At 64.9% G+C, this 25,479-nt stretch carries 25 protein-coding genes, 1 tRNA gene and 1 pseudogene; 7 read left to right on the top strand and 20 right to left on the bottom strand.

All coding sequences use genetic code 11. The features are described from left to right. Positions 1-45: 45 nt before the first annotated feature. The 4 genes from CRO22_RS06295 to CRO22_RS06280 form a co-directional block, all read right to left on the bottom strand. A complete protein-coding gene (locus CRO22_RS06295) occupies positions 46-951 on the bottom strand; it encodes a carbon-nitrogen hydrolase family protein (protein ID WP_097069289.1) in 906 nt (301 codons plus the stop codon). Further along, positions 948-1,529 carry a GNAT family N-acetyltransferase gene (locus CRO22_RS06290; protein ID WP_097069288.1) on the bottom strand — a complete coding sequence of 194 codons (582 nt, stop codon included), beginning with the start codon at positions 1,527-1,529 and terminating at the stop codon, positions 948-950. The genes CRO22_RS06295 and CRO22_RS06290 overlap by 4 nt, the downstream gene beginning before the upstream one ends. Continuing rightward, positions 1,529-1,936 (bottom strand): ketosteroid isomerase-related protein, encoded by a 408-nt coding sequence (locus tag CRO22_RS06285; protein WP_097069561.1) that lies wholly within the window; start codon positions 1,934-1,936, stop codon positions 1,529-1,531. Before CRO22_RS06285 ends, CRO22_RS06290 begins: the two co-directional genes overlap by 1 nt. Positions 1,937-2,035: 99 nt before the next feature. Beyond that, entirely contained in the window at positions 2,036-2,872 is an 837-nt protein-coding gene (locus CRO22_RS06280; protein ID WP_097069287.1) for an NmrA family NAD(P)-binding protein, read from the bottom strand. An 88-nt stretch (positions 2,873-2,960) separates the two neighbouring features. Between CRO22_RS06280 and CRO22_RS06275 the strand changes: the two genes are divergently transcribed. After that, positions 2,961-3,359: a winged helix-turn-helix transcriptional regulator gene (locus CRO22_RS06275; RefSeq protein ID WP_097069286.1), complete on the top strand. Its 399-nt coding sequence runs from the start codon at positions 2,961-2,963 to the stop codon at positions 3,357-3,359. On the opposite strand, the gene CRO22_RS06270 is transcribed toward CRO22_RS06275, so the two are convergent. Next, positions 3,325-3,780 carry an arsenate-mycothiol transferase ArsC gene (locus CRO22_RS06270; RefSeq protein ID WP_097069285.1) on the bottom strand — a complete coding sequence of 152 codons (456 nt, stop codon included), beginning with the start codon at positions 3,778-3,780 and terminating at the stop codon, positions 3,325-3,327. The two genes, CRO22_RS06275 and CRO22_RS06270, sit on opposite strands and share 35 nt — an antisense overlap. After that, positions 3,780-4,259, bottom strand: a complete 480-nt coding sequence (locus CRO22_RS06265) for a UPF0262 family protein (protein ID WP_097069284.1) — start codon at positions 4,257-4,259, stop codon at positions 3,780-3,782. The genes CRO22_RS06270 and CRO22_RS06265 overlap by 1 nt, the downstream gene beginning before the upstream one ends. A gap of 91 nt (positions 4,260-4,350) precedes the next feature. Between CRO22_RS06265 and CRO22_RS06260 the strand changes: the two genes are divergently transcribed. Beyond that, a complete protein-coding gene (locus CRO22_RS06260; RefSeq protein ID WP_141399420.1) occupies positions 4,351-4,644 on the top strand; it encodes a hypothetical protein in 294 nt (97 codons plus the stop codon). A 22-nt stretch (positions 4,645-4,666) separates the two neighbouring features. Here the strand turns inward: CRO22_RS06260 and hisD are convergent, their stop codons facing one another. From hisD to CRO22_RS06230, 6 genes are all read right to left on the bottom strand, one after another. Continuing rightward, positions 4,667-5,977, bottom strand: a complete 1,311-nt coding sequence (gene hisD, locus CRO22_RS06255) for a histidinol dehydrogenase (RefSeq protein ID WP_097069282.1) — start codon at positions 5,975-5,977, stop codon at positions 4,667-4,669. Positions 5,978-6,100: 123 nt separating this feature from the next. Continuing rightward, positions 6,101-6,577 (bottom strand): GNAT family N-acetyltransferase, encoded by a 477-nt coding sequence (locus tag CRO22_RS06250; RefSeq protein ID WP_176518565.1) that lies wholly within the window; start codon positions 6,575-6,577, stop codon positions 6,101-6,103. Next, entirely contained in the window at positions 6,574-7,053 is a 480-nt protein-coding gene (locus tag CRO22_RS06245; protein WP_097069280.1) for a DUF2948 family protein, read from the bottom strand. Before CRO22_RS06245 ends, CRO22_RS06250 begins: the two co-directional genes overlap by 4 nt. Next, positions 7,050-7,970, bottom strand: a complete 921-nt coding sequence (locus tag CRO22_RS06240; protein ID WP_097069279.1) for a GIY-YIG nuclease family protein — start codon at positions 7,968-7,970, stop codon at positions 7,050-7,052. The genes CRO22_RS06245 and CRO22_RS06240 overlap by 4 nt, the downstream gene beginning before the upstream one ends. Then, a complete protein-coding gene (gene murA / locus CRO22_RS06235) occupies positions 7,967-9,235 on the bottom strand; it encodes a UDP-N-acetylglucosamine 1-carboxyvinyltransferase (protein WP_097069278.1) in 1,269 nt (422 codons plus the stop codon). The genes CRO22_RS06240 and murA overlap by 4 nt, the downstream gene beginning before the upstream one ends. After that, positions 9,235-9,426, bottom strand: a complete 192-nt coding sequence (locus CRO22_RS06230) for a hypothetical protein (RefSeq protein WP_097069277.1) — start codon at positions 9,424-9,426, stop codon at positions 9,235-9,237. Before CRO22_RS06230 ends, murA begins: the two co-directional genes overlap by 1 nt. A 112-nt stretch (positions 9,427-9,538) precedes the next feature. Between CRO22_RS06230 and CRO22_RS06225 the strand changes: the two genes are divergently transcribed. Then, positions 9,539-9,613: transfer RNA gene (locus CRO22_RS06225), tRNA-Thr, on the top strand. An 80-nt stretch (positions 9,614-9,693) separates the two neighbouring features. After that, a pseudogene (locus CRO22_RS19385) lies at positions 9,694-9,882 on the top strand (DUF6538 domain-containing protein); the annotation flags it as partial. Positions 9,883-10,235: 353 nt separating this feature from the next. Here CRO22_RS19385 and CRO22_RS06215 read toward each other — a convergent pair. From CRO22_RS06215 to CRO22_RS06195, 5 genes are all read right to left on the bottom strand, one after another. Continuing rightward, the gene (locus CRO22_RS06215) at positions 10,236-12,251 is read right to left on the bottom strand and encodes a M3 family metallopeptidase (RefSeq protein WP_097069275.1); all 2,016 of its coding nucleotides are present in this window, start codon (positions 12,249-12,251) and stop codon (positions 10,236-10,238) included. Between the two features lie 94 nt (positions 12,252-12,345). Then, entirely contained in the window at positions 12,346-14,532 is a 2,187-nt protein-coding gene (locus CRO22_RS06210) for a 3-hydroxyacyl-CoA dehydrogenase NAD-binding domain-containing protein (protein ID WP_097069274.1), read from the bottom strand. Further along, entirely contained in the window at positions 14,529-15,026 is a 498-nt protein-coding gene (locus tag CRO22_RS06205) for a cupin domain-containing protein (RefSeq protein WP_097069273.1), read from the bottom strand. Before CRO22_RS06205 ends, CRO22_RS06210 begins: the two co-directional genes overlap by 4 nt. Further along, complete coding sequence (locus tag CRO22_RS06200; RefSeq protein ID WP_097069272.1) at positions 15,026-16,237, bottom strand: acetyl-CoA C-acetyltransferase; 1,212 nt, start codon at positions 16,235-16,237, stop codon at positions 15,026-15,028. Before CRO22_RS06200 ends, CRO22_RS06205 begins: the two co-directional genes overlap by 1 nt. A gap of 224 nt (positions 16,238-16,461) precedes the next feature. Continuing rightward, positions 16,462-16,674 (bottom strand): hypothetical protein, encoded by a 213-nt coding sequence (locus CRO22_RS06195; RefSeq protein ID WP_097069271.1) that lies wholly within the window; start codon positions 16,672-16,674, stop codon positions 16,462-16,464. Positions 16,675-16,948: 274 nt separating this feature from the next. Between CRO22_RS06195 and CRO22_RS06190 the strand changes: the two genes are divergently transcribed. Then, positions 16,949-18,241, top strand: coding sequence for a DUF3422 family protein (locus CRO22_RS06190; RefSeq protein WP_097069270.1), 1,293 nt, complete (start codon positions 16,949-16,951; stop codon positions 18,239-18,241). A 29-nt stretch (positions 18,242-18,270) separates the two neighbouring features. Here the strand turns inward: CRO22_RS06190 and ilvN are convergent, their stop codons facing one another. Both ilvN and CRO22_RS06180 read right to left on the bottom strand, forming a co-directional pair. After that, entirely contained in the window at positions 18,271-18,831 is a 561-nt protein-coding gene (gene ilvN / locus CRO22_RS06185) for an acetolactate synthase small subunit (protein ID WP_097069269.1), read from the bottom strand. Positions 18,832-18,907: 76 nt separating this feature from the next. Then, positions 18,908-20,653, bottom strand: a complete 1,746-nt coding sequence (locus CRO22_RS06180; protein WP_097069268.1) for an acetolactate synthase 3 large subunit — start codon at positions 20,651-20,653, stop codon at positions 18,908-18,910. Positions 20,654-21,223: 570 nt separating this feature from the next. On the opposite strand from CRO22_RS06180, the gene CRO22_RS06175 reads away from it, so the two are divergent. Both CRO22_RS06175 and CRO22_RS06170 read left to right on the top strand, forming a co-directional pair. Further along, the gene (locus CRO22_RS06175; protein WP_097069267.1) at positions 21,224-21,796 is read left to right on the top strand and encodes a TRAP transporter small permease subunit; all 573 of its coding nucleotides are present in this window, start codon (positions 21,224-21,226) and stop codon (positions 21,794-21,796) included. 1 nt (position 21,797) lies between these two features. Further along, positions 21,798-23,636 carry a TRAP transporter large permease gene (locus tag CRO22_RS06170; RefSeq protein ID WP_097069266.1) on the top strand — a complete coding sequence of 613 codons (1,839 nt, stop codon included), beginning with the start codon at positions 21,798-21,800 and terminating at the stop codon, positions 23,634-23,636. A gap of 52 nt (positions 23,637-23,688) precedes the next feature. Here the strand turns inward: CRO22_RS06170 and CRO22_RS06165 are convergent, their stop codons facing one another. Further along, positions 23,689-25,464 carry an acyl-CoA dehydrogenase C-terminal domain-containing protein gene (locus CRO22_RS06165; protein WP_097069265.1) on the bottom strand — a complete coding sequence of 592 codons (1,776 nt, stop codon included), beginning with the start codon at positions 25,462-25,464 and terminating at the stop codon, positions 23,689-23,691. Positions 25,465-25,479: the final 15 nt, after the last annotated feature.

Here is a 25,479-nt window from a genome sequence, read left to right as displayed (position 1 = left end):
GCGCGCGATACATGCGCCCGGATCGCGCAAAATTCAAGCGCTATGTCAAGCCTTGCGGGGGGATTCCGGCTCAAGCCCGACATGAGCCGTTTGCATGGCCTGCTCGCCCCAGTGCCGGAAGGTCAGCACTTCGCCATCGGTGCGCGCGATTTCGACCTTTTCGAGGTCGACCTTGGCCACCACCCAGCCGGGGGCGTCATAAGCGCCTTCGGCAATCACCCCTGTCTCGCACCAGTTCACATCCGGGGGCGCGTAAAGTGCGGCGGCGCCGTGGTTTTCCGCCACTGCGGGGCACCAGGCGGCGGCGCCGACCACAACCGCCTGCACCGTGACACACTGGTTTTCCAGCGCACGCGCCTGTGCGCCCACGCGCACCCGATGGTAGCCTGCGCGGGTGTCGGTGCAGCTCGGGACCAGCAGCAAAACCGCCCCCGCCTCGCAAACGGCGCGGGCCAGAAGCGGAAATTCACTGTCATAACAGATCAGGATTGCGAGCCGGCCAAAGCCCGTGTCGAAAAGGCGCAGCCCGTCGCTGCCGCCATCAATGCGCCAGTCATCGCGCTCGAACCGGGTCATGATCGCCTTGTCCTGATGGCCGATCCGGCCTGCGGGGCCAAAGAGCGTTGCGCGGTTGCGCCGCGCCATGCCCTCGATCACCGGGCCCGACGGCGCGAGGATGTAAAGGCCGAACTCGATCGCCAGCCCCTCGAAGAGCCGCTCCATCGCGCCCACATGCCGCGCCACCTCGGCCACCGAGCGGTCCAGGTCGCCCGCCACCTCCGGCCCGCCAAGCGAGGCGATTTCCATCGCGCCATATTCGGGAAATACCAGCAGATCGGCCCGTTTGAGCGCCCCCGCCTGCACCCAGGCGCGGACCTTCGCCTCATAGCTCGCCCAGTCCTCATGCCAGTCGAGCGGATAGGCGGCTGTCGCGACAGTGACCTGTTTCACAAGTATTTCCCCCAGAATTGCAGTGCCTTCTCGGTTTGAGCGTCATTGCCCAGATCCGTCCAGCGAAAATGCGCAACGACCCCCGGCATCGGCGCATAGCCGCGCTTGCGCCAGAACCCGTCCAGCGCGTGATAACCCGCGGGTTTGCGCGGATCGGTTTCGGGACGGATCACGGCACAGAAGGCGGAAAAGCGTCGCCCGAGCGCCCGGGCATGGGCCTCGCGCGCCTCAAAGAAGGTATGGCCGAGGCCCTGGCCGCGATAAGCGGGCAGAAGCACCGACTCGGCACAGTAGAAGACTTCGTCGAGCACAAGGTTCGTATTCGCGAAAGGCGTGGCGAAATCCTCGGCATGGTCTTCGAGCGGTGTGCCGGTGGCCGCGCCAACAAGCTGCGCACCCTCAAAGGCGCCGACGACAATCGCGGTTTCCGAGGCGCGGTAGCTTTCGAGATAGCGCCGCTCATAGTCGAGCGAGCCATCATAAATATAGGGCCAGTCGCGGAACACGGCGATGCGGAGCCGGGCCACGTCGTCGAGCGCGGCGTCGAGCGCGGCACCGGTGAGCATGCGCACTTCCATCAGCGCACCTGACGGATCCAGTCGGCGAGGTTATAATAGGTGGTCACGCGCGCAATGCGGCCCTCGCGCAGGGTGAAAAACGTGCCCGCCGGGAGGATGTAGACCTGCCCCCTCGCTTCCGGCAGGCCGTCATCGGTCTCGATATAGCTGCCATGCACCACGAATTCCGCCGCGGCGCGCGTGCCCGCATCATTCGCCATCACCACGATATCGGTGAGGGTCTCGCGGTAGCAACGGGTCATGTGGGCGTTGAACGCGCGGAACTTTTCCACGCCGCGGCGAATATTGCCCTCGTTGACATGGTGCTCGAAATCTTCGGTCACCAGCGCTTCCATGGCGCGCGTGTCGCCCCGGTTGAAGGCGTCGTAATAGGCCGAGATGGCGGCAAGGGCAGTGGCGCGGGGCATCGGAACCTCCTGATTTTGCGCCACATTGGCATGCCGTCCGGGCGCCGTCAAACCTCGGAACCGGCAGGACGGGAGTGAAAACCGTCCTGCCGGAAGCGCTCAGCCGAGGGCGGCGCGGATCGTTTCCGCAATCGGCGTGGTCGGGCGGCCGATCAACCGCGAGAGTGCACCGCTGTCATCATAAAGCGCCGCCGCGCTGCCCGAGGTGGCATCCGATTGCGCCAGCGTGGCGGCAAAGGCTGCGGGCAGGCCGAAGCCTTCGAGCGCCTTGGCATAATCGGCTTCCGTCATGTTGACGAAGGCGACCGGCTTGCCCGACTGTTTTGCAACTTCGGCGGCGAATTCGGCCATGGTGAAGGCCTGATCGCCCGCCAGCTCATAGACCTTGCCCGCATGTGCTCCGTCGAGCGCCACGACGGCGGCCGCTTCGGCATAATCGGCGCGCGCGGCGGTCGCGAGCCTGCCCTCTCCGGCCGCGCCGATCACCGCGCCATGCTCAAGCGCTGCGCCAAGGCTGCCGGTCAGGTTCTCGCTGTACCAGCCGTTGCGCTGGATCGTGAAGGGCACGCCCGCTTCGTGCAGCGCGGCCTCGGTCGCGATATGATCTGCAGCGAGCAGGGTCATCGGCGAGGCGGGCCCCTTCAGCACCGAAGTGTAAACGATCCGGCCCACGCCCGCGGCCTTTGCCGCCGCGATCGCGCGCTTGTGTTGACCGGCGCGGTCATTGAAATCATTCGACGAAATCAGAATCAGAACGTCGACGCCCGTGAGTGCCGCCGGATCGGGGGCGTTGTAGTCGAAAGCGCGGGCCTCGAACCCGCCCGAAACTTTGGCGGGGCTGCGGGCAAGCGCGACGGGGGCGGCCCCACGGGCTTTCAGCGCGGCAAGGGTGAGCGCGCCCAGATGTCCGGTGGCGGCGGTAACGGCGATGGTCATGGCAATCTCCTGTGATGCGTCTTGCCCGAAGCTACGTGGTGCGCTAACAATTCGTAAGTACCAACAGGAATGTAAGTATACCGCAGCCATGCACAGGATCGGTGCGCAGAGTGCGCAGGAAGAGATGCAGGGGGATGTGCTGGCGCGCGATTGCCCGTCGCGGCAGATCCTGCAACATGTGAGCTCGCGCTGGGGTGGGCTCGTGCTGATCGCGCTGCGCGGCAGCACCCTGCGCTTTGCCGAGTTGCGCCGGAGAATTCAGGGCATCTCCGAGCGGATGCTGGCGCAAACGCTGCAGGTGCTGGAGGCGGACGGGCTCCTGATCCGCACCGATCACGGCGAGGTGCCGCCGCGTGTCGATTACCGGCTGACCCCGGCGGGGGAGGAAATCTCGGCGCGGGTCTTTGCACTCAGCGACTGGATCGAGAGCCACCTGCCCGAGCTGATGGCGCTCAGTTCCGATGCGGCGGGCCGAACCGGCCGATGATATGGTCGCGGATCTGGTCGCGCGCCTGACGGTAATAATGCAGCCGCTCCTCGCGCCCCTCGCCGAGCCCGGTCGGATCCATGATCATCCAGTGTTCGACCTCGATGTGGTAAAACCGCGTCAGATCGAGCACTTGATGATAGGAGGCAGGGCTGAGCGCGACGATCAGGTCAAACCCGCTCAGGTCATCCCCCATTTCGCGCAATTCATGAAAGCTGCGGGCCTGATGGCGCTCGAGGTTCACCCCGATCTCGGCGCAGACGGAAATCGCGAAGCCGTCGGTATCGAGATCGGCTTTAACGCCCACCGATTGCACATAGACCTCGCGGCCATAGAACTTCTTCATCATCCCCTCGGCCATCGGCGAGCGCGTGGCATTGTGATCACAACAGAACAGGACCGAATGGGGAAGGCTGGTCATCAGCTTGCCGGGGTCAGCGCGCAGACGAGGGTGAACAGGCGGCGCGCGGTGTCGATGTCGATCTCCGCCTTGCCGTGAAGGCGCTCCTGCAGCACCCTTGCGCCCTCGTTGTGGATGCCGCGGCGCGCCATGTCGATCGCCTCGATCTGCGAGGGCGGCAGTTTCTTCACTGCCTCGAAATAGCTCTCGCAGATCTGGAAATAGTCCTTCACCACCTGCCGGAACGGGCCGAAGGAGAGATGGAATTCGGTGACCTTCTCGCCGCTTTCAAGACAGGTGTCGAACACGAGCCGTCCGTCGCGCACTGAGAGCGTGAGCGCATAGGGCCCCACGGGCGCGGGCTGCCCCTCGCGGCCCGGCAGCGTCCAGGAATTGTCCTCAAGCAGGTCGAACACCGCCACGCGGCGCTCCTGTTCGATTTCCGGGGTGGGCGCGGGCAGGCCCGAATCGTCGATCTCGAGGCGGGAAATGCGGCTCATGTCTCTCCCCTGTTTTACACGGGTATGACAGTGGCGCAGCCGTTTCTCAAGCGTCATTGCCACGTTGACGCAGCCCCATTTTGACCCCAGCATGACGGCGCATTACAGCCACACAGGATCTTCCAAAATGCGTGATTTCTTTATCCGGAGTTTCGAGGCCATCATCGGAATCGGGATCGTGCTGAGCGTGCTCGCCGTGATCGTGTCGGGGGGCGCGGCGATGTTCGACAGGTATCATGGCGGCCTAGTCACAGCGTTGGGCATCTGGATCGCCGGCGGCATCTCGGTGTTGATCGGGGGCGGCGCGGCCTATCTTAGCCTCGGCATTTATCACAACACCCGCCGCACCGCCGAAGCGCTTGAAAAGCTCCTCGCGAAAAGCTGATCTCGGGCACAGGGCGGGGCATTCAGCCCCGCGCGTTGAGCGCATCAAGCCGTGCGCGCACGGAAAGCCCGTGCGCTTCGAGGCTTTCGGAGATCGCCAGCGTTTCCGCCGCAGGGCCGATGGCGCGCAAGGCCTCGGGGGTCATTTTCGCCAGCGTCGTGCGCTTGAGGAAATCCATCACCGAAAGGCCCGAGGAAAACCGCGCCGAGCGCGCCGTGGGCAGCACATGGTTCGGCCCGCCAACGTAATCGCCAATCGCTTCGGGCGTCCAGGAGCCAAGGAAGATCGCGCCGGCATGGGTGATCCGGGCCGAAAGCGCTTCCGGGTCTGCGACGCAAAGCTCAAGATGTTCGGGGGCGACGCGGTTTGACAGCATCGCCGCTTCGGCCAGATCGCGGGTGACGATCACCGTGCCATAATCGCGCCAGCTCGGCCCCGCAATTTCGCGCCGCTGCAGCGTTTCGAGCCGCTTTTCCACCGCCGCCGTCACCGCTTTGGCAAAATCAGCGTCGGGCGTCAGGATCAGCGCCTGAGCGGATTGGTCATGCTCGGCCTGCGAAAGCAGGTCGAGCGCCACCCAGTCCGGGTTCGCGGTTCCATCCGCAATGACCAGAATCTCGGAAGGCCCGGCGATCATGTCGATGCCGACACGGCCGAACACCCGCCGCTTTGCCGCCGCCACAAAGGCATTGCCCGGCCCGGTGATCTTGTCGACCGGTTGCACGGTTTCGGTGCCATAGGCCAGCGCCGCCACCGCCTGCGCGCCGCCGATCCGGTAGACGGTATCGACGCCCGCAAGCTCCGCCGCCAGCAGCACCAGCGGATTGACCGCCCCGCCCGGCGTCGGGCAGACGACGACGAGCCGCTCCACCCCCGCCACCTTGGCCGGGATCGCGTTCATCAGGACCGAAGACGGGTAGGAGGCGAGCCCGCCGGGCACATAGAGCCCCGCCGCCGACACAGGCGACCAGCGCCAGCCAAGCTCCGCCCCCGTCGGCTCGGTCCAGCGCTCCTCCATCACCGGCATCTGCCGGGCATGATAGGCGCGGATCCGCTCGGCCGCGAGTTCGAGCGCGGCGCGTTCTTCTGCGCTCACCTTCGCCACCTCGGCCGCGATCTCCTCGGGCGAGAAGGCAAGCGTCTCGGGCGTAAGCGCGAGCCGGTCGAATTTTGCTGTATAGTCGATCACCGCCGCATCGCCGCGCGCGCGCACCTCGGCGATGATCGCCGCCACGGTGGCATCCACATCGGGGCTGTCCTCGCGTTTCATCCCCAGAAGGGCGGTGAAGCGGGTCTCGAAATCGGCGTCTTGAGTGCTGAGGAAATGCGGCATCACGGAGCTCCTTCTGCGCTCGGGATAGAGCCTTGGCGCGCGCGGGGCAAGGCTTGGCGGCGCAAAGCGGGGGTTTTGCCCCCCCGCACCCCCGCAGGATATTTTTGGCAAGATGAAAGGGGCTCAGGCGAGGGTCTTGGCAAGCGCGTGGCCGAGCAGCGCGCCGCCTGGTGCGGCGGGGTCCGCCGTCCAGCCCTGCGCGAGGTAAAATCCGCGCGCGGTATTGGTGGCGGTGAGGCGGGCCTCCGTGCGGCCAAGGGCGATAAGTTCACCTTCAAGCGCGCCAAGCATGGCGCGCGCATGGCCCGCCCCGCGTCGATCCGGGGAGACGAAAAGAAGGCTCACGCGGCCGCGCACCGGCGGCTGATCGCGCCAATCAAGCCCGCCCACGGCGGCGAGCCCGTCGGGGGGCGCGATCACAAGGAGCCGCTGCGCGGGATCGGCGATCCGCGCCGCAATGGCGCCGGCCGCATTCGCCGCGACCCAGGGAGTGAGCCGTTCGGGCTGGCCGTGGTGATCGGCCGCGCAAAGCCGGGTGATTGCCGCGCCGATCAGATCCGCAATCGCGGCCGCGTCTTCGGGCCGGGCCTGCCGGATCATTCCGGATGCTGCGGCGCCTGGCCCGAGACCGCCGCATAGGGCCGCGTCACGTCGCGCAGATCGAGCGCGAGGCATTCGACATCAGCGGCAAGCGCACCATCGCCCGCAAGCGTCAGCACCACCCGCCCCGCGCCTTCTGCGCCGGGCTCGAAGCTTACATCGAGCACCGAGAGCACGAGATCGGCATCCTGCCGGTCGAACCCCTGCGAGGCGACCTTGAGCACGTCAGAGATCACGAACAGCGCCTGCACCCGCTCATAATCGCGCCCTGCCGCCTCGGCCCGCGCCTTGTCTTCCCAGCGAAAGCGGTTGAGCAGCATCGAGAGCCGATGCGCCTTTGGCTCGTAGCGGATCTCGGAGACCGGCAGCACCGCATCTTGCACAAGTGCGGCGATCACCGCGAGATCTTCCGCGCTTTCCGCGCGCAGGCTCAGCGGCGCCTCGCCGCCTTCGGAAAAACGTGCATCCCGGCTCATTCGTCCTCCTCGGGCAGGCTCGACAGAGTCCCGGCCTCCCATTCTTTATAACTGCGACCATCCTCGGTCTTCCATTCGAGCGTGCCATTTGCCGCGCGCCCCAAAATCACGGCGGCTGCTGCAGACGGGCTGGCAAAGGCATAAGGCTCGGAAAAAACGCAATGGCCACTCTCAGCAACGAGAACGCCCGTATTCGCTAGCTCATCATAGAGTTTTTTGTATGTCGCGTAGTCCACTCCCGCCCAGTGATCCCGCGCAAGAGAACCCGCCAGAACAACGAACTCTCCGTTGATCAAAAGCGCTTGGGCGGCCAGACCGACGCGGGGCGCCGACAGGCGGAACATGATACTATCTGCCCCAGTTTGCGGCTCGATATTGTCGGCAGCAGTCAGCGCAACAGGCGCTTTGGGCCGTGCGCGATCAAGGAACATGTCGATTCGCAGCGCGGGCAAAACGATAAACAGCGTCTCCAGAAACTCTTCCATATTGGCACGTGCCGCCTCGGACAGCCCCGGACGGGACGGCGTGTTGTTGTTCTCCAGAGGCACGCGGCGGATCTTGGTGGCTTCTTCGATCAGTCGCGCCTCGAGATATTTTACATGCGCCTTATGCAGGTTGTTCGCCTGTGTGGTGATCAGCACCGCATGCGTCCAGAAGTCTTTCTGCGCATCATGGCTTTTGATCCGTTCGGCCACATCTTCGCCTTCGCCAATATAGGCCCGCATGCCAACCTCGCCCTCCCCAAGAAGGACGTAGACGCCAGTATGACGTGCAGCAGAGCGTTGCAAAGCGTGGACAATCTGAGTGCGCGGAAAATAGAGCACATGGCCAGTCCAATTGAAGACTTCCGCGGTCTGCATCCCTTCGGGATTACCGTCGATGAAGAAGAGTTCGAGTGACCGGCCTTGCGCCTTCATTCGTCCCTCACCCGTTCGATCTGCGCCCCCACGGCGCGGAGTTTGTCCTCAACCCGTTCATAGCCGCGATCGAGGTGGTAGACCCGGCTCACCACAGTTTCCCCCTCGGCGGCAAGCCCCGCGAGGATGAGCGAGACCGAGGCGCGCAGATCGGTCGCCATCACCCGCGCCCCCTTGAGGCTTTCGACCCCGTGCACCGTGGCATGCCCGCCCTGCACCTCGATCTTGGCGCCCATCCGCATCAGTTCGGGCGCATGCATGAAACGATTCTCGAAAATCCGTTCCTCCAGCACCGAGGTGCCCTCGGCGGTGCACAGAAGCGCCATCATCTGCGCCTGCAGGTCAGTCGGAAAACCGGGGAAGGGCTCGGTCACCACATCGACGGCGCGGATCCGGCCGTTCTTGCGGCGCACCTTGAGGCCGCGTTCGGTCTCCTCAACCGCAACACCGGCGGCATCGAGCTTCTCGCAGAAGCTCTCGACGAGCGCGATCCGCCCCCCCAGACACTCGACCTCGCCGCCGCAGATCGCCGGGGCGAGCATGTAGGTGCCCAGCTCGATCCGGTCCGTCACCACCGGATGGGTGGCGCCATGCAGCCGGTCCACCCCCTGAATCGTGATCTCGGACGTCCCCTCGCCCTCGATCTCGGCCCCCATCGCGCGCAGGCAACGCGCAAGATCGACGATCTCGGGCTCGCGCGCGGCGTTTTTGAGCACCGAGCTGCCCTTGGCCAGAACCGCCGCCATCAGGAAGTTCTCGGTCGCGCCGACCGAGGCAAAGCGCATCTGGTGCGTGGCGCCCTTCAGCCCGCCCCGGGTCGTGGCATGCAGATAGCCGTCCTTCAACTCGATCTCGGCGCCAAGGGCGGAGAGGGCGTCGATATGAATGTCCATCGGCCGCGCGCCGATCGCACAGCCGCCGGGCAGCGAGACGACCGCATGGCCGAGCCGCGCAAGGAGCGGCCCCAGCACGAGGTTTGAGGCGCGCATCTTGCGCACGATGTCATAATCGGCGACGGGCGTGATCTCGCCATGGCAGGAGGTGGCGAGCACCTTGCCATCCTGCAAAGCGGTGACCTCGGCGCCGAGCGAGGCCAGAAGCTGGGTCATGGTGCGGATGTCGGAGAGCCGCGGCGCATTGGTGAGCGTGAGCGGCTCCTCGCTCAAAAGCGTTGCCGGCATCAGCGCGAGGCAGGCGTTCTTTGCCCCCGCAATCGGGATCTGGCCAGAGAGCGGCCCGTTGCCGCGCACCAAGATGCTGTCCACTACAGGTTTCCTTCCGGGCCGGTCTCGGCCTCATCCGTATCGTCCCCCGTAACCGCGTCACGCTGCCGCGCCTGCGCCTTGCGCCGCGCCAGATTGGCCCGCAAGGCTGCGGCCAGACGCTCCTCGCGCGCGCTCAGCTGGGCCGCGCCAGCGGTGCGGACACAGGATTTGTCGGGGTTTTTCTCGTTCATGGCCCCTCTCTAGCGTCCCCGAAGAATTGTGTCGAGAGAGCGAGCGAATTTGCACTTGCATGGCCGGGATTTGTCGTCTACATCGCCGCCACGGCCCCAGAGGGTCACCGGCGCTGCAGTAGCTCAGTGGTAGAGCACTCCCTTGGTAAGGGAGAGGTCGAGAGTTCAATCCTCTCTTGCAGCACCATATTTTCTTGTTACATCCCAAGAAGTTGGCTGCTATCAAGGGGTTAGATTGCCTTCGGTTCTACACCGAGGTTCTACACCATGGTCTTGCAGATGGCCCGTCCGCATAAGAATCCGAAGTCCGGCGTCTACTATTTTCGCCAGAAAACGCCCGCCGATCTGGTCGCGGTGTTCGGCCGCAGGGAGGTCAGCCACTCGCTCGGAACGAAAGATCCGGCCGAGGCGAAGGAGCGCAACAGCGAAGCGGTGCGCAAACAGGCGCTGATCTGGGACCGGCTGCGCAAGCGCCCCGAGCCCCTGCCGCACAAGCAAATCGTCGCGCTCTCCGGGGTGCTGTATCGCGACTACATGGCGGCGATGGAGCTGGAGCCGGGCGAACCGGGGATCTGGGTCGAGGCGCTCAAGCTTCTGGACCGCGCGGCCGCCACGCCCGAGAGCTTGGAACGTTGGTATGGCCCCACCGTTGACACTCTGCTTCTCGAACGCGGCGTCGTCACCGACGCGAGCAGCCGCCAGCGGCTCATTCAAGAGACCGACCGGGCGATCCGGCAGGTGGTTGAGCAGCAGATGAAGCGGGCCGAGGGGGACTACAGCCCCGGACCCGAGCGCCAACCTGTGACGTGTCAGGTCGCGGCGAGCCCCCGGCCTTTCAGCAAGGCCTCGACCCCCGGCATCTTGCCACGAAACGCCAGCCAGGCTTCGTCTGCAGGCATCGAGCCCCCGACCGAGAGGATGCAACGTTCCAGCCGCTTTGCCGTTTCCGGGTCAAAGACATCCCCCGTTTCTTCAAAGGCGGCGAAGGCGTCGGCATCCATCACTTCCGACCACATGTAGCTGTAATAGCCCGCCGAATACCCGTCGCCGGAGAACACATGGCCGAAATGGGGTGTGGCGTGGCGCATGCGAATGGCTTTCGGCAGGCCGATGTCTGCGAGCACCTGAGCCTGCATCGCCATCGGGTCTTTGGGCGCGGCGCCCTCGTGGAAGGCCAGATCGACAAGCGCCGAGGCAACGAATTCGACCGTGGCGAACCCCTGGTCATAGGTGCCCGCCGCCAGGAGCTTGTCGCGCAGATCCTTGGGCATCGGCGCGCCGGTCTTCCAGTGCGTCGCGTGGCGGTCGAGCACTTCGGGCACATCGAGCCAGTGTTCATAGAGCTGGCTCGGCAGTTCCACGAAATCGCGCGCAACCGAGGTGCCCGAAACGAATTGATAGGTCACATCCGAGAGCATCTGGTGCAGCGCATGGCCAAATTCATGAAACAGCGTGCGCGCATCGTCATGGCTGAGCAGGCAGGGCTCGCCCTTGGCGAAGTTGCACACATTGACGACAATCGGTCGCGTCTCGCCGCCAAGCTTTGATTGCGAGCGCATCGCCGAGCACCAGGCGCCCGAACGCTTCGAGCCACGCGCAAAATAATCGCCCAAGAACACGGCGATATGCTTGCCTTCCCGCGTCACCTCCCAGCCGCGCACGTCGGGGTGATAAAACGGCCCCTCAAGCGGGCGGAATTCAAGCCCGAAGAGGCGGTTGGCCGTGTCAAACACCGCGCCGAGCATGGCCTCGAGCGAGAGATAGGGTTTCAGCGCCGCCTCGTCGAAATCATGTTCCAGCGTGCGGCGTTTTTCCGCGTAATAGCGCCAGTCCCACGCTTCCAGATCGCCGTTGATGCCCTCTGCATGCATCATCCGGGTGAGCTTTTCTGCATCGGCTTCGGCGGCGGCTTTCGCGGGCTCCCAGACCCGCATCAAGAGGTCGCGCACCTGCGCGGGCTCCTTTGCCATTTCGGGTTCGAGCTTGTAGGCGGCAAAGCTCGCATAGCCCAAAAGCTTCGCGCGCTCCTCGCGCAGGCTCAAGATCTCGGCGGCAATGGCACGGTTGTCGGTCTCGCCGCCATTCGCGCCGCGCGCGACCCAGGCCTCATAGGCGATCTCGCGCAGCTCGCGCCGGGGCGAGAATTGCAAAAACGGAACGATGAGCGAGCGGTTCAGCGTCAGCACCGGGCCCTCGGCGCCGCGCTCTTCCCCCGCGCCGCGCGCCGCCTCGATGACAAACTCGGGCAGGCCCTCAAGCTCTTCCTCTGTCAGCGGGCGCGACCAGTCGCGCTCATCGGCGAGCAGGTTTTGCGAGAATTGGGTGCAAAGCACCGCAAGACGCTCCTTGATCGCGGTCATCCGCTCGGCAGCCGCCCCTTCGAGCGCGGCCCCGGAGCGGATGAACATCTTGTAGTAAAGCTCCAGCACCCGGGCTTGTTCGGGCGTAAGCCCCAGCGTGTCGCGCGCCGCCCAGAGCGTTTCGATACGCGCAAAGAGCGGGCGGTTCATCGTCACTTCCGAGGCGAAGGCGGCCATTTTCGGCGCCAGATCGCGCATCAACGCCTCGCGCGCGGGCGTGCTGTCGGCGCCCGAAAGGTTGTAGAACACGCCCGCCACCCGGTCGAGCGTGGCCTCGGCCTGTTCCATCGCCTCGATCGTATTGGCAAAGCACGCCGGCTCGGGGTTGGCGGCAATGGCGGCGATATTGGCGCGCGCCTCGGTGAGCGCGGCCTCAAAAGCGGGGGCAAAATCTTCGTCACGGATCGCGGCAAAATCGGGAAGCGCGAAGGGGCCTTTGCCCGGCGCAAGCAGCGGATTGGTCATGGAGTTCTCCTTTGCCCCAAAGCTAGGGTGCTTGCGGGCAAAGGAAAAGGGGCGGAGCTGCCGCCCCGCCCCCGCAACAGTCACTTCCGCGCACTCAGGCCGCTTTTGCCGCCGCGCCGGAGCCAAAGCGGGCATAGAACCCATCGCCCTTGGCGGCGATGTCGCGCAGAAGCGCCGGGGCTTCGAAGCGCGCGCCATATTTTGCCTCCAGCGCCTCACAGATCTCCACCGCGCGCGGCGCGCCGATGATGTCGAGCCAGGCAAACGGGCCCCCCGACCAAGGCGCAAAGCCCCAGCCCAAGATCGCGCCCACATCCCCCTCGCGAATGTCGGTGAGCACGCCCTGTTCAAACGCCCGTACCGCTTCAAGCACCTGCGCCATCAGCAGTCGGTGTTGCACCTCGGCAAGCTCGGGTTGATCCTCTGCAGCGGGGTATTTCTCGGCCAGCCCTTCCCAGAGCCCGCCGCGCTTGCCCGCGGTATAGGTGTAAAAGCCCGCATCGGCCTTTTTCCCCAAGCGCCCTTCGTCGGCCATCCAGAACACCACCTCATCGACCGCGCCATCGGGATAGGCATCGCCCATCGCGGCCCGGGTCGCCTTGGCGATCTTCACGCCCAGATCAATCGAGGTCTCGTCCACCAGTTGCAGCGGCCCGAGCGGCATGCCGACAAGCTTCGCCGCATTCTCGATCAGCACCGGGCTCACCCCCTCGGCCACCATGCGGATGCCCTCGTTGATATAGGGGATGATACAGCGGTTGGCGTAGAAGAAGCGCGCGTCGTTGACGACGATCGGGGTCTTGCGGATCGCACGGACGAAATCGAGCGCCTTCGCCACGGCGACATCGCCGGTTTGCGCGCCCTTGATGATCTCGACCAAAAGCATCTTGTCGACCGGCGAGAAGAAATGGATGCCGATGAACTGCTCGGGGCGTTTGGAGGCCTTGGCGAGGCTCGAAATCGGCAGGGTCGAGGTGTTGGTGGCAAAGATCGCGGTTTCCGGGATCACCGCTTCCGCCTTCGCCGTCACCTCGGCCTTGACGCCCGGATCTTCGAACACCGCCTCCACGATCAGATCGCAGCCCGCGAGCGCGGCGTAATCGGTGGTGGCGGTGATGCGGGCGAGCACCTCGGCCTTTTTCTCCTCCGTCACCTTGCGCCGCGAGATCCCCTTGTCGAGGATGCCGGTCGAATAGCTTTTGCCGCGGTCGGCCGCCTCTTGGGTGGAGTCGATCAGCACCACCTCGATGCCCGCATTGGCGGAGACATAGGCGATGCCCGCCCCCATCATGCCCGCACCAAGGATGCCCACCTTCTTGACCGACTGATCCTCGACCTTCGGGCGGTTCGCGCCCTTCTCGAGCGCCTCCTTGTTGATGAAGAGCGAGCGGATCATCGCCGAGGACGAGGGGTTCAACAGCAGGTTGGTGAACCAGCGCGCCTCGATTTTCAGCGCCGCATCAAAGGGCACGAGTGCCCCTTCGTAAACCGCCGAGAGCAGCGCCTTCGCCGCCGGGTAAACCCCCATCGTCTTGCCATGCACCATCGCCGAGGCGCCGAGGAAGGTCATGAACCCCGCCGGATGATAGGGCGCGCCGCCGGGCATCTTGTAGCCCTTGGCGTCCCAGGGCTTCACGAGATCGGCGTCCTTGGCGTTCAGCACCCACTCGCGGGCCGCGGCCATCGGATCGTCGCTCACCTCGTCAATAAGCCCCGCCGCTTTCGCCGCTTTCGGATCGGAGAGCTTGCCTTCCAGGAGGAACGGCGCCGCCATCATCGCGCCGAGTTTGCGCACAAGCCGCGTGGTGCCGCCACCGCCGGGGAAGATGCCGACCATGATCTCGGGCAGGCCGATCTTCGCCTTCGGGTTATTCGCGGCAAAGATCCGGTGCGTCGAGAGCGGCAGTTCGAGCCCGATGCCGAGCGCCGTACCCGGCAGCACGCAGGCGATCGGTTTGCCGCCTTTGAGCGTTTTCGGGTCCATGCCCGCACGCTCGATCTTGCGCAGCACGCGGTGCATCTGCATCACGCCCTCAAAGATCGTCTGCGCGCCCCCCGCGCGCATCTTGGCAATGACGTTAAGATCCATGCCGCCGGCAAAATCCTTCTTGCCGGAGGTGATGATCACGCCTTTGCAAGCCTCATCGGCGAGCGCCTGATCGATGAAGCCGTCGAGCAGGGCAAACCCCTCCATGCTCATCACGTTCATCGACTTCGCGGCCACATCCCAGGTGATCACGGCCACACCGTCATCGCCAAGCGCATAGGTGAAATCGGTCATTTGCTCTCTCCCTTCGGCGCGATCTCCCTGGGCCCTGCCCAATCGCTGCCGTCCTGATAGGTGAAGCGGGCCTTGCCGCCCGCGATATGAATTTGCATGTCCACGTCGGAATAAGTGGCCACCTCGGTCTCGGCCTTCGAGCCGACGACAAGGAAGCGCGCGGGCGCATCGGAGCGGTTGACGAAGCGATGTCCGTTCGCCACCCCCGCCTTCCAGGCCGCGCAATCGCCTGGGCGCATCGCCTCCTCGCCCGCGTCCTCGACGAGAATCAACTCGCCCTCCAGCACCAGCGCGAACTCATCCTCGTTCAGATGCCAGTGCCGGAGCGAGGCCACGGCGCCGGGCTCCAGCGTGACAATATTGACGCCGAACTGCGTCAGCCCGGCCAGATCACCGAGCCGCCGCGAAGACCGTCCCGCCATCATCTCGGCATAGGGCGCGGGGTAGATCGAGCCGGTCTTCACCGGGGCGGCGCTCAGGTCGAGCTTCGGCATCAGACCCGCTCGATGATCGTGGCCGCGCCCATGCCGGAGGCGATGCAGAGCGTCGCAAGCCCGGTCGAGAGATCGCGCCGTTCCAGCTCGTCAAGCAGCGTGCCGATGATGATCGCGCCAGTGGCCCCAAGCGGGTGGCCCATCGCCATTGCGCCGCCGTTCACGTTCACCTTGTCGGGGCTGACGTCAAACGCCTGCATGAAGCGCAGAACCACCGCCGCAAAGGCCTCGTTCACCTCGAAAAGGTCGATGTCCGAGATCGCCATGCCACTGTCGCGCAGGATCTTTTCGGTCACCGGCACCGGGCCCGTCAGCATGATCGTCGGATCGGTGCCGATCTTTGCCGTGGCGCGGATGCGTGCGCGCGGTTTGAGCCCATGCGCCTCACCGAAGGCCTTCGAGCCGATCAGCACCGCGGCGGCGCCATCGACGATTCCGCTCGAGTTCCCGGCATGGTGGATATGCTCGACATGGTCGAGATGGGGGTATTTCAGCATCGCCACCTTGTCGAAGCCGGGCATCACCTCACCCATGTCCTTGAAGGAGGCCTTGAGCTTGGCAAGGTCTTCGGGCGTGGTGCCGGGGCGCATATATTCGTCCCGGTCAAGGATCGTCAGCCCGTTCTGGTCGAGAACCGGCACAATCGATTTCGCAAACCGGTTCTCGGCCCAGGCCTCGGCGGCGCGGCGCTGGCTTTCCACCGCGAGCGCATCGGCCATCTCGCGCGTGAAGCCGTATTCGGTGGCGATGATATCGGCCGAGATCCCCTGCGGCACAAAATAGGTCTTGAGCGCCAGCGCCGGATCGACGGCAATCGCCGCCCCGTCCGAGCCCATCGCGACGCGGCCCATCATCTCGACGCCGCCCGCGATATAGGCCGCGCCCGCCCCCGCCTTCACCTGGTTGGCGGCGAGGTTCACTGCCTCCATGCCCGAGGCGCAGAACCGGTTGATCGAGAGGCCGGGGATCGATTCGTCGAGATCGGAGAGCAGCACGGCAGAGCGCGCAAGGCAGCCGCCCTGTTCGCCCACCTGGGTCACGTTGCCCCAGATCACATCCTCGACCGCGTGGCCCTCAAGGCCGTTGCGCGCTTTGACCGCGTTGAGAAGCCGCGCCGAAAGCGCAACGGATGTCACTTCATGCAGGCTGCCATCGGGGCGGCCCTTGCCGCGCGGGGTGCGGCAGGCGTCATAGATATAGGCTTCGCTCATTGGTCCTCCTCGGTCCCGGGCGTCGCCGGGCTCCTCTTTCCGGGCGTTCCGGCCGGGCAGGCCTGGGGCCGCCCATGCTCTCATCGACTATCGCAACGAATTGACGTTCGCGTAAGGGGCAAGGCGGGTTTGTGGCGCAACGTCACGAGGGCGATGCAACAAGGATGGCGCGGCCGAAGATTTTGCCAAGGGAAAACTGCCCCCCGGCTCGGGCCTGCCGGGGCTCAGACCTTGCGCGCCTCAAGCTCCGCCTTGAAGAGCCGCAGCCGCGCCGTGAGGTTTTCGGCATGGGTCACCGAGTGGAAATGCTCAAAAAGAAAGCAGAGCGCTTCATCCGGGGTGATCCCGGCGTCTTCGGCAAAGCGTTGCAGCATGCGGTAGGCATCATTGGTGAGCGCGACCGGAAAGCGGCGCGTCAGGCGCAGGCGTTTGGGCATCGGCATCTCCTTGCTGTCTCAAGACTAATCGGCGGGCTGCGCAATAACCAGCCCGAAGCCGCCGCCCGGGGCACGCGGCAAAGACGGGGCGTGCCCCGGGCGGCCGGGCGGCGGCAAGCCCCCCGGCGGATCACCTCGGCCCTGCCGAGGCGAAGCATCCCACCTTGCCCCGCATGCGATTGTATGCCGCAAGTGCTTGACCCTTCGTGCGTTTTTTCCTTGTCGTGCGATTGTGCTAAGTTGTCGGCAGACCAACCTTCCGCGCGAGGCCCCGATGACGCCGATCGACGACCATCCGTTGCGCTATGCGCTCGTGAACGAGCTGCATGCCCGGCCCTTCCCTGCCGTCGGCCTGCCCGCCCATGTGATCTACCTCGCGTTCAAGGAACCGAAAGACGCCGCCAACCGCGACCGCGCCAAGGATCACGAGCATCTCGTCGATCTGCTCACCCGGCAGGGGGGCGCGGTGCCGCCGATGGGCGCCACCCATTACAGCGGCGAAATTGGCCGTCACGCGCTGAAATGGGAGAGCCATACCGAGTTCACCACCTTCCTCGCTCATGCGCCGGGCGTCTCGGAGCGCCCCTTCGACCCGGTCGAGGCGGAGATCTTCCCGACTGACTGGGTGCAAAACGCCCCCGGGCGCCGCATCGTCGCGGTCTCGATCCGGATCGAGGAATTGCCCGAGGACGACACGAAGATCCTGCCCGCGCTCGAAAACTGGTTCGTGCCCGAGAGCCTGGTCTGTGCCTGGGTGCTTGACGAGGCCGCTGTCGTCGCCACTGATTTCCGCATCGACCCGGCCGGGCTGATGCGCTTTGCCGTCTTCGCCCGCCCCGGCACCGGCCAGGGCCGGATTGGCCGGATCGTGCAAAGGATTTGCGAGATCGAAACCTATCGCGCCGTCTCGATGCTGGGCCTTGGCCGCGCCCGCAGCCTCACCCAGACGCTCAACACGCTCGAACCCGAGCTCAGTGCGCTCGTCGACAGCATGAAGGACGATTCCCACCCCGCCGAGGCAACGCTGCACCGGCTTCTGGAGGTGTCGACCGAGCTGGAGAGCCTCGCCGTCACCCACACCTTCCGCTTCTCGGCCACTTTTGCCTATGAGGCGATCGTGCATGACCGGGTTGAGGTGCTGCGCGAAAGCCGCTTCAACGGGCGGCAGAAATTCAACGAATTCATGATGCGCCGCTACGATCCGGCGATGCGCACGGTGAAATCGGCCGAACAGCGGCTCAATGCGATGGTCGAGCGCGCGGCGCGGGCGGGCGAGCTTCTGCGCACAAGGGTCGATGTGGCGCGCCAAGCGCAAAACCAGAAACTGCTCGAAAGCATGGACCGCCGCTCCGACCTGCAACTGCGGCTGCAGCGCACGGTCGAGGGGCTCTCCGTGGTGGCGATCAGCTATTACGCGGTGAGCCTTGCGGGCTATGCGGTCTATCCGGTCGCCCGGGAGATCGGCATCTCCAAGGAACTGGCCGTGGCGGCGCTGACCCCCGTCGTCGTGGTGATCGTCTGGGCGGCGCTGCGCCGGATCCGCAACAGCGTCGGCGGCGGGCACTGAGGGGCGCGAAACGCCCCTCCCAACCGGCCTCAGACCCCGCGGGCGAGCGCGGCCACCCCGGTGCGCGCCACGTCCACCAGCCCGAGCGGGCGCATCAGCTCTGCAAAGGCGTCGATCTTTTCCGATGTGCCCGTGATCTCGAACACAAAGCTCTCGAGCGTGCTGTCGACCACATTGGCGCGGAAAATATCCGCCAGGCGCAGCGATTCCACCCGCTTTTCGCCGGTCGCGGCGACCTTGAACAGCGCCAGCTCGCGCTCGACCGCCGCGCCCTCCACGGTGAGGTCATGCACCTCATGGACCGGCACGATGCGGCCAAGCTGCGCCTTGATCTGCTCGATCACCGCCTCGGTGCCGCGCGTCACGATGGTGATGCGGCTCCGGTGCCCCTTGTGGTCGATTTCCGCGACGGTGAGGCTGTCGATGTTGTAGCCCCGCCCGGAAAACAGCCCGATCACGCGCGCCAGAACGCCCGGTTCGTTCTCGACGATCACCGCAAGCGTATGGCTGCGCTCCACATCGGAGTGGCTGTCGCGCAGGTCATAGGCGGAGTGGCTCGTGGAGCCTTTCTTGATGTTCAGAGCGGCCATTGCCCTCTCCCTTCCGAATGTCTTTCATCTTGCCGGAAATATCCCGGGGGTCCGGGGGCAGCGCCCCCGGCCGCTCTCACACCAGCGCGGCGCCGCCGCGGAAGGCCTCAGCATCCGCCGAGAGCAGCATGTCGTTATGGGGTTTGCCCGACGGGATCATCGGGAAGCAGTTCTCGTGCTTCTCGACGAGGCAATCGAACAGAACCGGGCCGTCATAGTTGATCATCTCCATGATCGCATCGTCGAGCTCTTTCGGGTCGCTCACCACGATCCCCTTCCAGCCGAAGGCCTCCGCCAGCTTGACGAAATCGGGCAGGCTCTCCGACCAGCTTTGCGAATAGCGCCCGCCATGCAGCAGGTCTTGCCATTGCCGCACCATGCCGAGCCGCTCGTTGTTCAAAATGAACTGCTTCACCGGGGTGCGGAATTGCGTCGCCGTGCCCATCTCCTGCATGTTCATCAGCCACGAGGCCTCGCCCGCGATGTTGATCACGAGCGCGTCGGGATGCGCCACCTGCACCCCGATCGAGGCCGGGAAGCCATAGCCCATGGTGCCAAGTCCCCCGGAGGTCATCCAGCGGTTCGGCGCCTCGAAGCCGAGGAATTGCGCCGCCCACATCTGGTGCTGGCCCACTTCGGTGGTGATGTAGCGATCCCGCCCCTTGGTCAGGGCTTCGAGCCGCTCCAGCGCATATTGCGGTTTGATCACCGTGTCGGAATTGGTGTAGCTCAGGCAGCGCACCTTTTTCCACTCCGCGATCGTCGCCCACCATTTGGCGAGCCCCTCCTTGTGAGTCTTGCGCCCGCGCGCCTTCCAGACCTTCAACAGGTCTTCGAGCACATGGCCGATATCGCCGATGATCGGCAGATCGACGGTGATGATCTTGTTGATCGAGGAGGCGTCGATATCGACATGCGCCTTCACCGAATGGGGCGAGAAATCGGCGACCCGCCCGGTGATGCGGTCATCGAACCGCGCCCCGAGGTTGATCATCAGATCGCAGCCGTGCATGGCGAGGTTGGCCTCGTAAAGCCCGTGCATGCCGAGCATGCCAAGCCAGCTCTTGCCGGAGGCCGGATAGGCGCCAAGCCCCATCAGTGTCGAGGTGATCGGGAAGCCCGTGGCATCCACCAATTCACGCAGAAGCTGGCTCGCGCCGGGGCCCGAGTTGATCACGCCGCCGCCGGTATAAAACACCGGCCGCTCCGCCTTTTCCATCAGCTCGACAAGCTTGGTGATGGCCTCGATATCGCCCTTCATCTTCGGCTGGTAGTGATCCACCCGCGCCTGTTTCGGCCCGCTGTAGGGGCCGGTGGCGAATTGCACATCCTTCGGCAGGTCGATCAGCACCGGACCGGGGCGGCCCGAGGTGGCAACATGGAAGGCCTGATGGATGGTTTCGGAGAGTTTTGCCGGATCCTTCACCAGCCAGTTGTGCTTGGTGCAGGGCCGGGTGATGCCCACCGTATCGGCCTCCTGAAACCCGTCGGTGCCGATCATGAAGGTGGGCACCTGCCCCGAAAACACCACCAGCGGAATGCTGTCCATCAGCGCGTCGGTGAGGCCGGTCACCGCATTCGTGGCGCCGGGGCCCGAGGTCACCAGCACACAGCCCGGTTTGCCGGTCGAGCGGGCATAGCCCTCCGCCATATGCACCGCCGCCTGTTCATGCCGAACGAGAATGTGGCGGATGTCGTTTTGCTGGAAGATCGCGTCATAGATCGGCAGAACAGCGCCGCCCGGATACCCGAAGATCGTATCGACCCCCTGATCCTTGAGCGCCTGCACCACCATTTCCGCGCCGGTCATCTGCCGCGACATCTCTCACGTCCTTTCCCGGGGCATCGCCCCCGACCTCTCGGGGCCAGGCCCCAACCCGTTTGGCAACAAAAAGCCCCCGCGGTTCGGCGAGGGCGCATGGGAACCATCATGGTCAACCGTCACCGGCCCATGCGCCACTCCCCTACGAGAACCAGAAGCGAAGACATCGCCGTTCCTTTCGTTGCATCGGAGCGGACATTAGGGGCAGGCGGAAAGGGCGTCAACGGCAAAACGCTGAATATAATGTCGCGTCGGGGCGCTTAGCGTTGCAAAAATTGCGCGAACCGGCGAATCTGTGACATTTCCGCAAGCGCGGAGGCAGAGCCCGGAAGCGCGAGCCGCCGCTCCGGAGGCGAGTCGGCGCCCCCGCCCGCGCGCGCGCGCCTCCTTTCGGGCGGGTGCCGCAGCTCCCCGCCGGGCCCCGAACCGCGACCGGATTTCGCCCTATCCGTGCAAACTGGTCAACCGGATGGACCAGATGGCCCGTCGCGCTTGATTTTCTGGCCGCAAGCAGCCAAGGAACAGCAAAGCCCCATAGTGGGCCGGGGGAATTGGGAAGGGGAGGAGACGATGGGCGCTTTGCTGGCCCTGTCACGGGTCATCGACCGCATCAACGAGTTCATCGGCAAATCGGTGTCATGGCTCATTCTGGTGGCGGTGCTGATTTCCGCCATCAACGCAACCATCCGCAAGGTGTTCAACGTCTCGTCGAACGCCTGGCTCGAGGCGCAATGGTATCTCTACGGCGCAGCCTTCCTGCTCACCGCGGCCTATACGCTGAAGCAAAACGAGCATATCCGCATCGACATCGTCTATGGCGCCTTCTCGCGCCGGGTGCAGCACTGGATCGACCTGTTCGGCCATGTGTTCTTCCTGATGCCGTTCCTGACGATGATGCTCTGGATGCTCTTTCCCTATGTGATGATGTCTGTGCGCTCGGGCGAGCTGTCGACCAATGCGGGCGGGCTGGTGATCTGGCCGGCAAAGTCGCTCCTTTTGATCGGCTTCAGCCTGCTCTTCGCGCAGGGCCTCTCCGAGATCATCAAGAAGATCGCGATCATGCGCGGGCTGATCGAGGATCCGCACACCTACACCGGCCATCACGGTTCGGCCGAGTCCTTCGTCGAAGAGAAGGGGCTCTGAGATGCTGCTGGAACTCATTGCCACGAACATGGCGCCGATCATGTTCGTCTCGCTCATCGGCTTTCTGCTCCTTGGCTATCCGGTGGCCTTCTCCCTTGCCGCGAACGGGCTGATGTTCTTCATCATCGGCGTCGAACTCGCGCCGCTGTCGGGCGGCACGATCAACCTCAGCTGGCCGCTCCTCAATGCGATGCCAGAGCGGTTCTGGGGGGTGCTCAGCAACGAGACGCTCCTTGCCATTCCCTTCTTCACCTTCATGGGGATCGTGCTGGAAAAATCCGGCATGGCGGAAGACTTGCTCGACACGATCGGCCAGCTTTTCGGTCCGGTGCGGGGCGGTCTCGCCTATGCGGTGATCATCGTCGGCGCGCTCCTTGCCGCCACCACCGGCGTTGTCGCGGCCTCGGTGATCGCCATGGGGCTCATTTCGCTGCCGATCATGCTGCGCTACGGCTATGACCGGCGCCTGGCGAGCGGCGTCATCGCCGCCTCGGGCACGCTTGCGCAGATCATCCCGCCGTCTCTCGTGCTGATCGTTCTGGCCGACCAGCTCGGCCGCTCGGTCGGCGACATGTACAAGGGGGCGCTGATCCCCGGCCTCGTGCTCACCGGCATCTATCTCGCCTATGTCGCGGTGATGTCGATCGTCCGGCCCGCCACGATGCCCGCGCTGCCGAAAGAGGCGCGCACGCTCGGCTCGGGCGTCGCGTCGCTCTTCGTCGTGCTGCTTGTGGGCGGCGCGGTATTCTGGGGCGCCTATCAATGGCTCCATGACCCGACCGCGCGGAACTCGAACGCCGGTATCCTCGCCTCGGCGCTTGCCGTGATGGTGATCTACGTGGTCGCGCTGATCGACAAGGGGCTGCATCTGAACCGGATGAGCCGGCTTGCGCAGCAGGTGGTGATCGTGCTGATCCCGCCACTTGCGCTCATCTTCCTCGTGCTCGGCACCATCTTCCTTGGCGTCGCCACGCCGACCGAAGGCGGCGCGATGGGGGCTGTGGGCGCGCTGATCCTCTCGGGGGTGAAGCGGCGGCTGAACCTCACCGTGGTGCGCGAGGCGCTCGCCGCGACGACCCGGCTTTCGGCCTTCGTGATGTTCATCCTTCTGGGCGCGCGGGTGTTCTCGCTCACCTTCTACGGGGTGAACGGGCATCTCTGGGTCGAGCATCTCCTCGTCTCGCTGCCGGGCGGAGAGATGGGCTTCCTGATCGTCGTCTCGCTTCTGGTCTTCTTCCTCGCCTTCTTCCTCGATTTCTTCGAGCTGGCCTTCATCATCGTGCCGCTTCTGGCGCCGGCGGCCGAGAAGATGGGGATCGACCTGATCTGGTTCGGGGTGATTTTGGGCGTGAACATGCAGACTTCGTTCATGCACCCGCCGTTTGGCTTTGCGCTCTTCTTCCTGCGCTCAGTGGCGCCGAAAGTGCCCTATGTCGACAAGGTGACGGGGATCCTCACCGAGCCGGTGAAGACCTCGCAGATCTACTGGGGCGCGGTGCCGTTCGTGTTCATCCAGATCGCGATGATTGCCATCGTCATCGCCTTCCCGCAGATGGTGATGCATTACAAGGGCAAGCCGGTGGATCTGTCGAATGTGACCGTGACCTTGCCGAGCATGCCGGGTCTCGGGGGCGGTCTTGGCGCACCGGGCGGCATGGGGCTGCCGCCGATCGGGGCCCCCGGCGGCGCAGGGCTGAGCCTCGGGGCGCCGACGCTCGGCGGCCCGCCTCCGGGGCTTGGCGCGCCCACGGGCACGCCTCAGGAGCCGCCGCAGGGTGGCGGAGCCAGCCTCGGCATCCCCGCGCCCCTGGGGCTCGGGGGAACACCGATCGGAAATTGAACAAAGGGCGCCGCAAGCGGCGCCCTTTTCGCATCCCATTCCGACTGCGCGATCAGAACTGATCGGCGGCAAGCGCCATCACAGGTTCGGCCCCGCTTTCGATCCGCGCCAGATGCATGGCGCAGGCGGGCATCTGCCGCGCCATGTAATAGCGCCCGGTCGCGATCTTCGCCTCATAGAAGCCGGTATCCGAGGCGCCGCCGTCGAGCGCGGCATAAGCCGCCTTCGCCATCCGCGTCCACATCAGGCCAAGGCAGACATGCCCCATCAGATGCATGAAGTCATAGCTCCCCGAGAGCGCCGCATTGGGGGTCTTCATGCCGTTTTGCATGAAATACATCCCCGCCGTCTGAAGCTGTTTCGAGGCCGCCTTGAGCGCCTCGGTGAAAGGCTTCATCCGGTCGTCGCCCTCATGCGCCTTGCATTCGGCCTTCACCATCTCGAAGAAGGCCATCACATGCTTGCCGCCATCCTGTGCGAGCTTGCGGCCCACCAGATCGAGCGCCTGCACCCCGTTCGCGCCCTCATAGATCATCGTGATCCGGGCATCGCGGGTGAACTGGCTCATCCCCTGCTCTTCGATATAGCCGTGCCCGCCATAGATCTGCTGCGCCAGCACGCAGGCCTCGAACCCCTTGTCGGTCAAAAAGCCCTTGATCACCGGGGTCATCAGCGAGATCAGCCCCTCTGCATCGTGGTCCGAAAGCCCATGCGCGCGGTCAATGAGCGACGCCCCCCAGAAGGTGAAGGCGCGCGCGCCCTCGAGAAAGCTCTTTTGATCCATCAGTGCGCGGCGAATGTCGGGATGCACGATCAGCGGATCGGCGGCGCCGCCCGGGTTTTCCACCCCGGTCACGGCGCGTCCCTGCAGCCGGTCCTTGGCATAGGCAACGGCGTTCTGATAGGCGGCCTCGGCCACCGCATAGCCCTGCAGGCCAACGCCGAGCCGCGCCTCGTTCATCATCGTGAACATCGCGCGCATGCCCTTGTGCAGATCGCCAAGCAGATAGCCCGTCGCCCCGTCATAGTTCATCACGCAGGTGGCCGAGCCATGAATCCCCATCTTGTGCTCGACCTTGCCCACGCTCACCGCATTGCGCGCGCCAAGCGTGCCATCCGCATTCACCAGCACTTTCGGCACGATGAAGAGCGAGATCCCCTTGGTGCCCTCGCCACCGCCCGGGGCCTTGGCCAGCACGAGATGGATGATGTTCTCGGCCAGATCGTGATCGCCCGCCGAGATAAAGATCTTGGTGCCGGTGATCTTGTAGCTGCCATCCTCCTGCGGCTCGGCCTTGGTGCGCAAAAGCCCCAGATCCGTGCCGCAATGCGGCTCGGTCAGGTTCATCGTCCCGGTCCAGTCGCAGGCGATCATCTTCGGCAGATAGAGCGCCTTCTGTGCCTCGGTGCCATGCGCGTCGATCGCCGAAACGGCGCCATGCGTCAGCCCCTGATACATGTTGAAGGCCATGTTGGAGGAGACAAACATCTCGCCCACCGCGCAGTTGAGCACATAGGGCATGCCCTGCCCGCCATAGTCGGGGTTGCAATCGAGCGCGGTCCAGCCGCCCTCCTTCATCGCGGCAAAGGCTTCGTCAAACCCCTTGGGCGTGCGCACCACGCCGTTTTCGAGCCTGCAGCCCTCGTGGTCGCCCACCGGGTTGAGGGGCGCGAGCACTTCGGAGGACACCTTGCCCGCTGCGTCGAGCACCGCCTCGGTAAAGTCGCGTTCCAGATCGGCGTAGCCGGGCACTTCGGAGCTGGAAACGTGAAGCAACTCGTGCAGCACGAATTGCATGTCGCGGATATTGGCGGTGTAGCTGGGCATGATCCCTCTCCCTTG

Origin of the sequence: Rhodobacter maris (assembly GCF_900217815.1) — a bacterium.
Classification (GTDB): domain Bacteria; phylum Pseudomonadota; class Alphaproteobacteria; order Rhodobacterales; family Rhodobacteraceae; genus Rhodobacter; species Rhodobacter maris.
The sequence above is the reverse complement of the archived record's forward strand: the minus strand, read 5'-3'. Positions and strand labels throughout refer to the sequence as shown.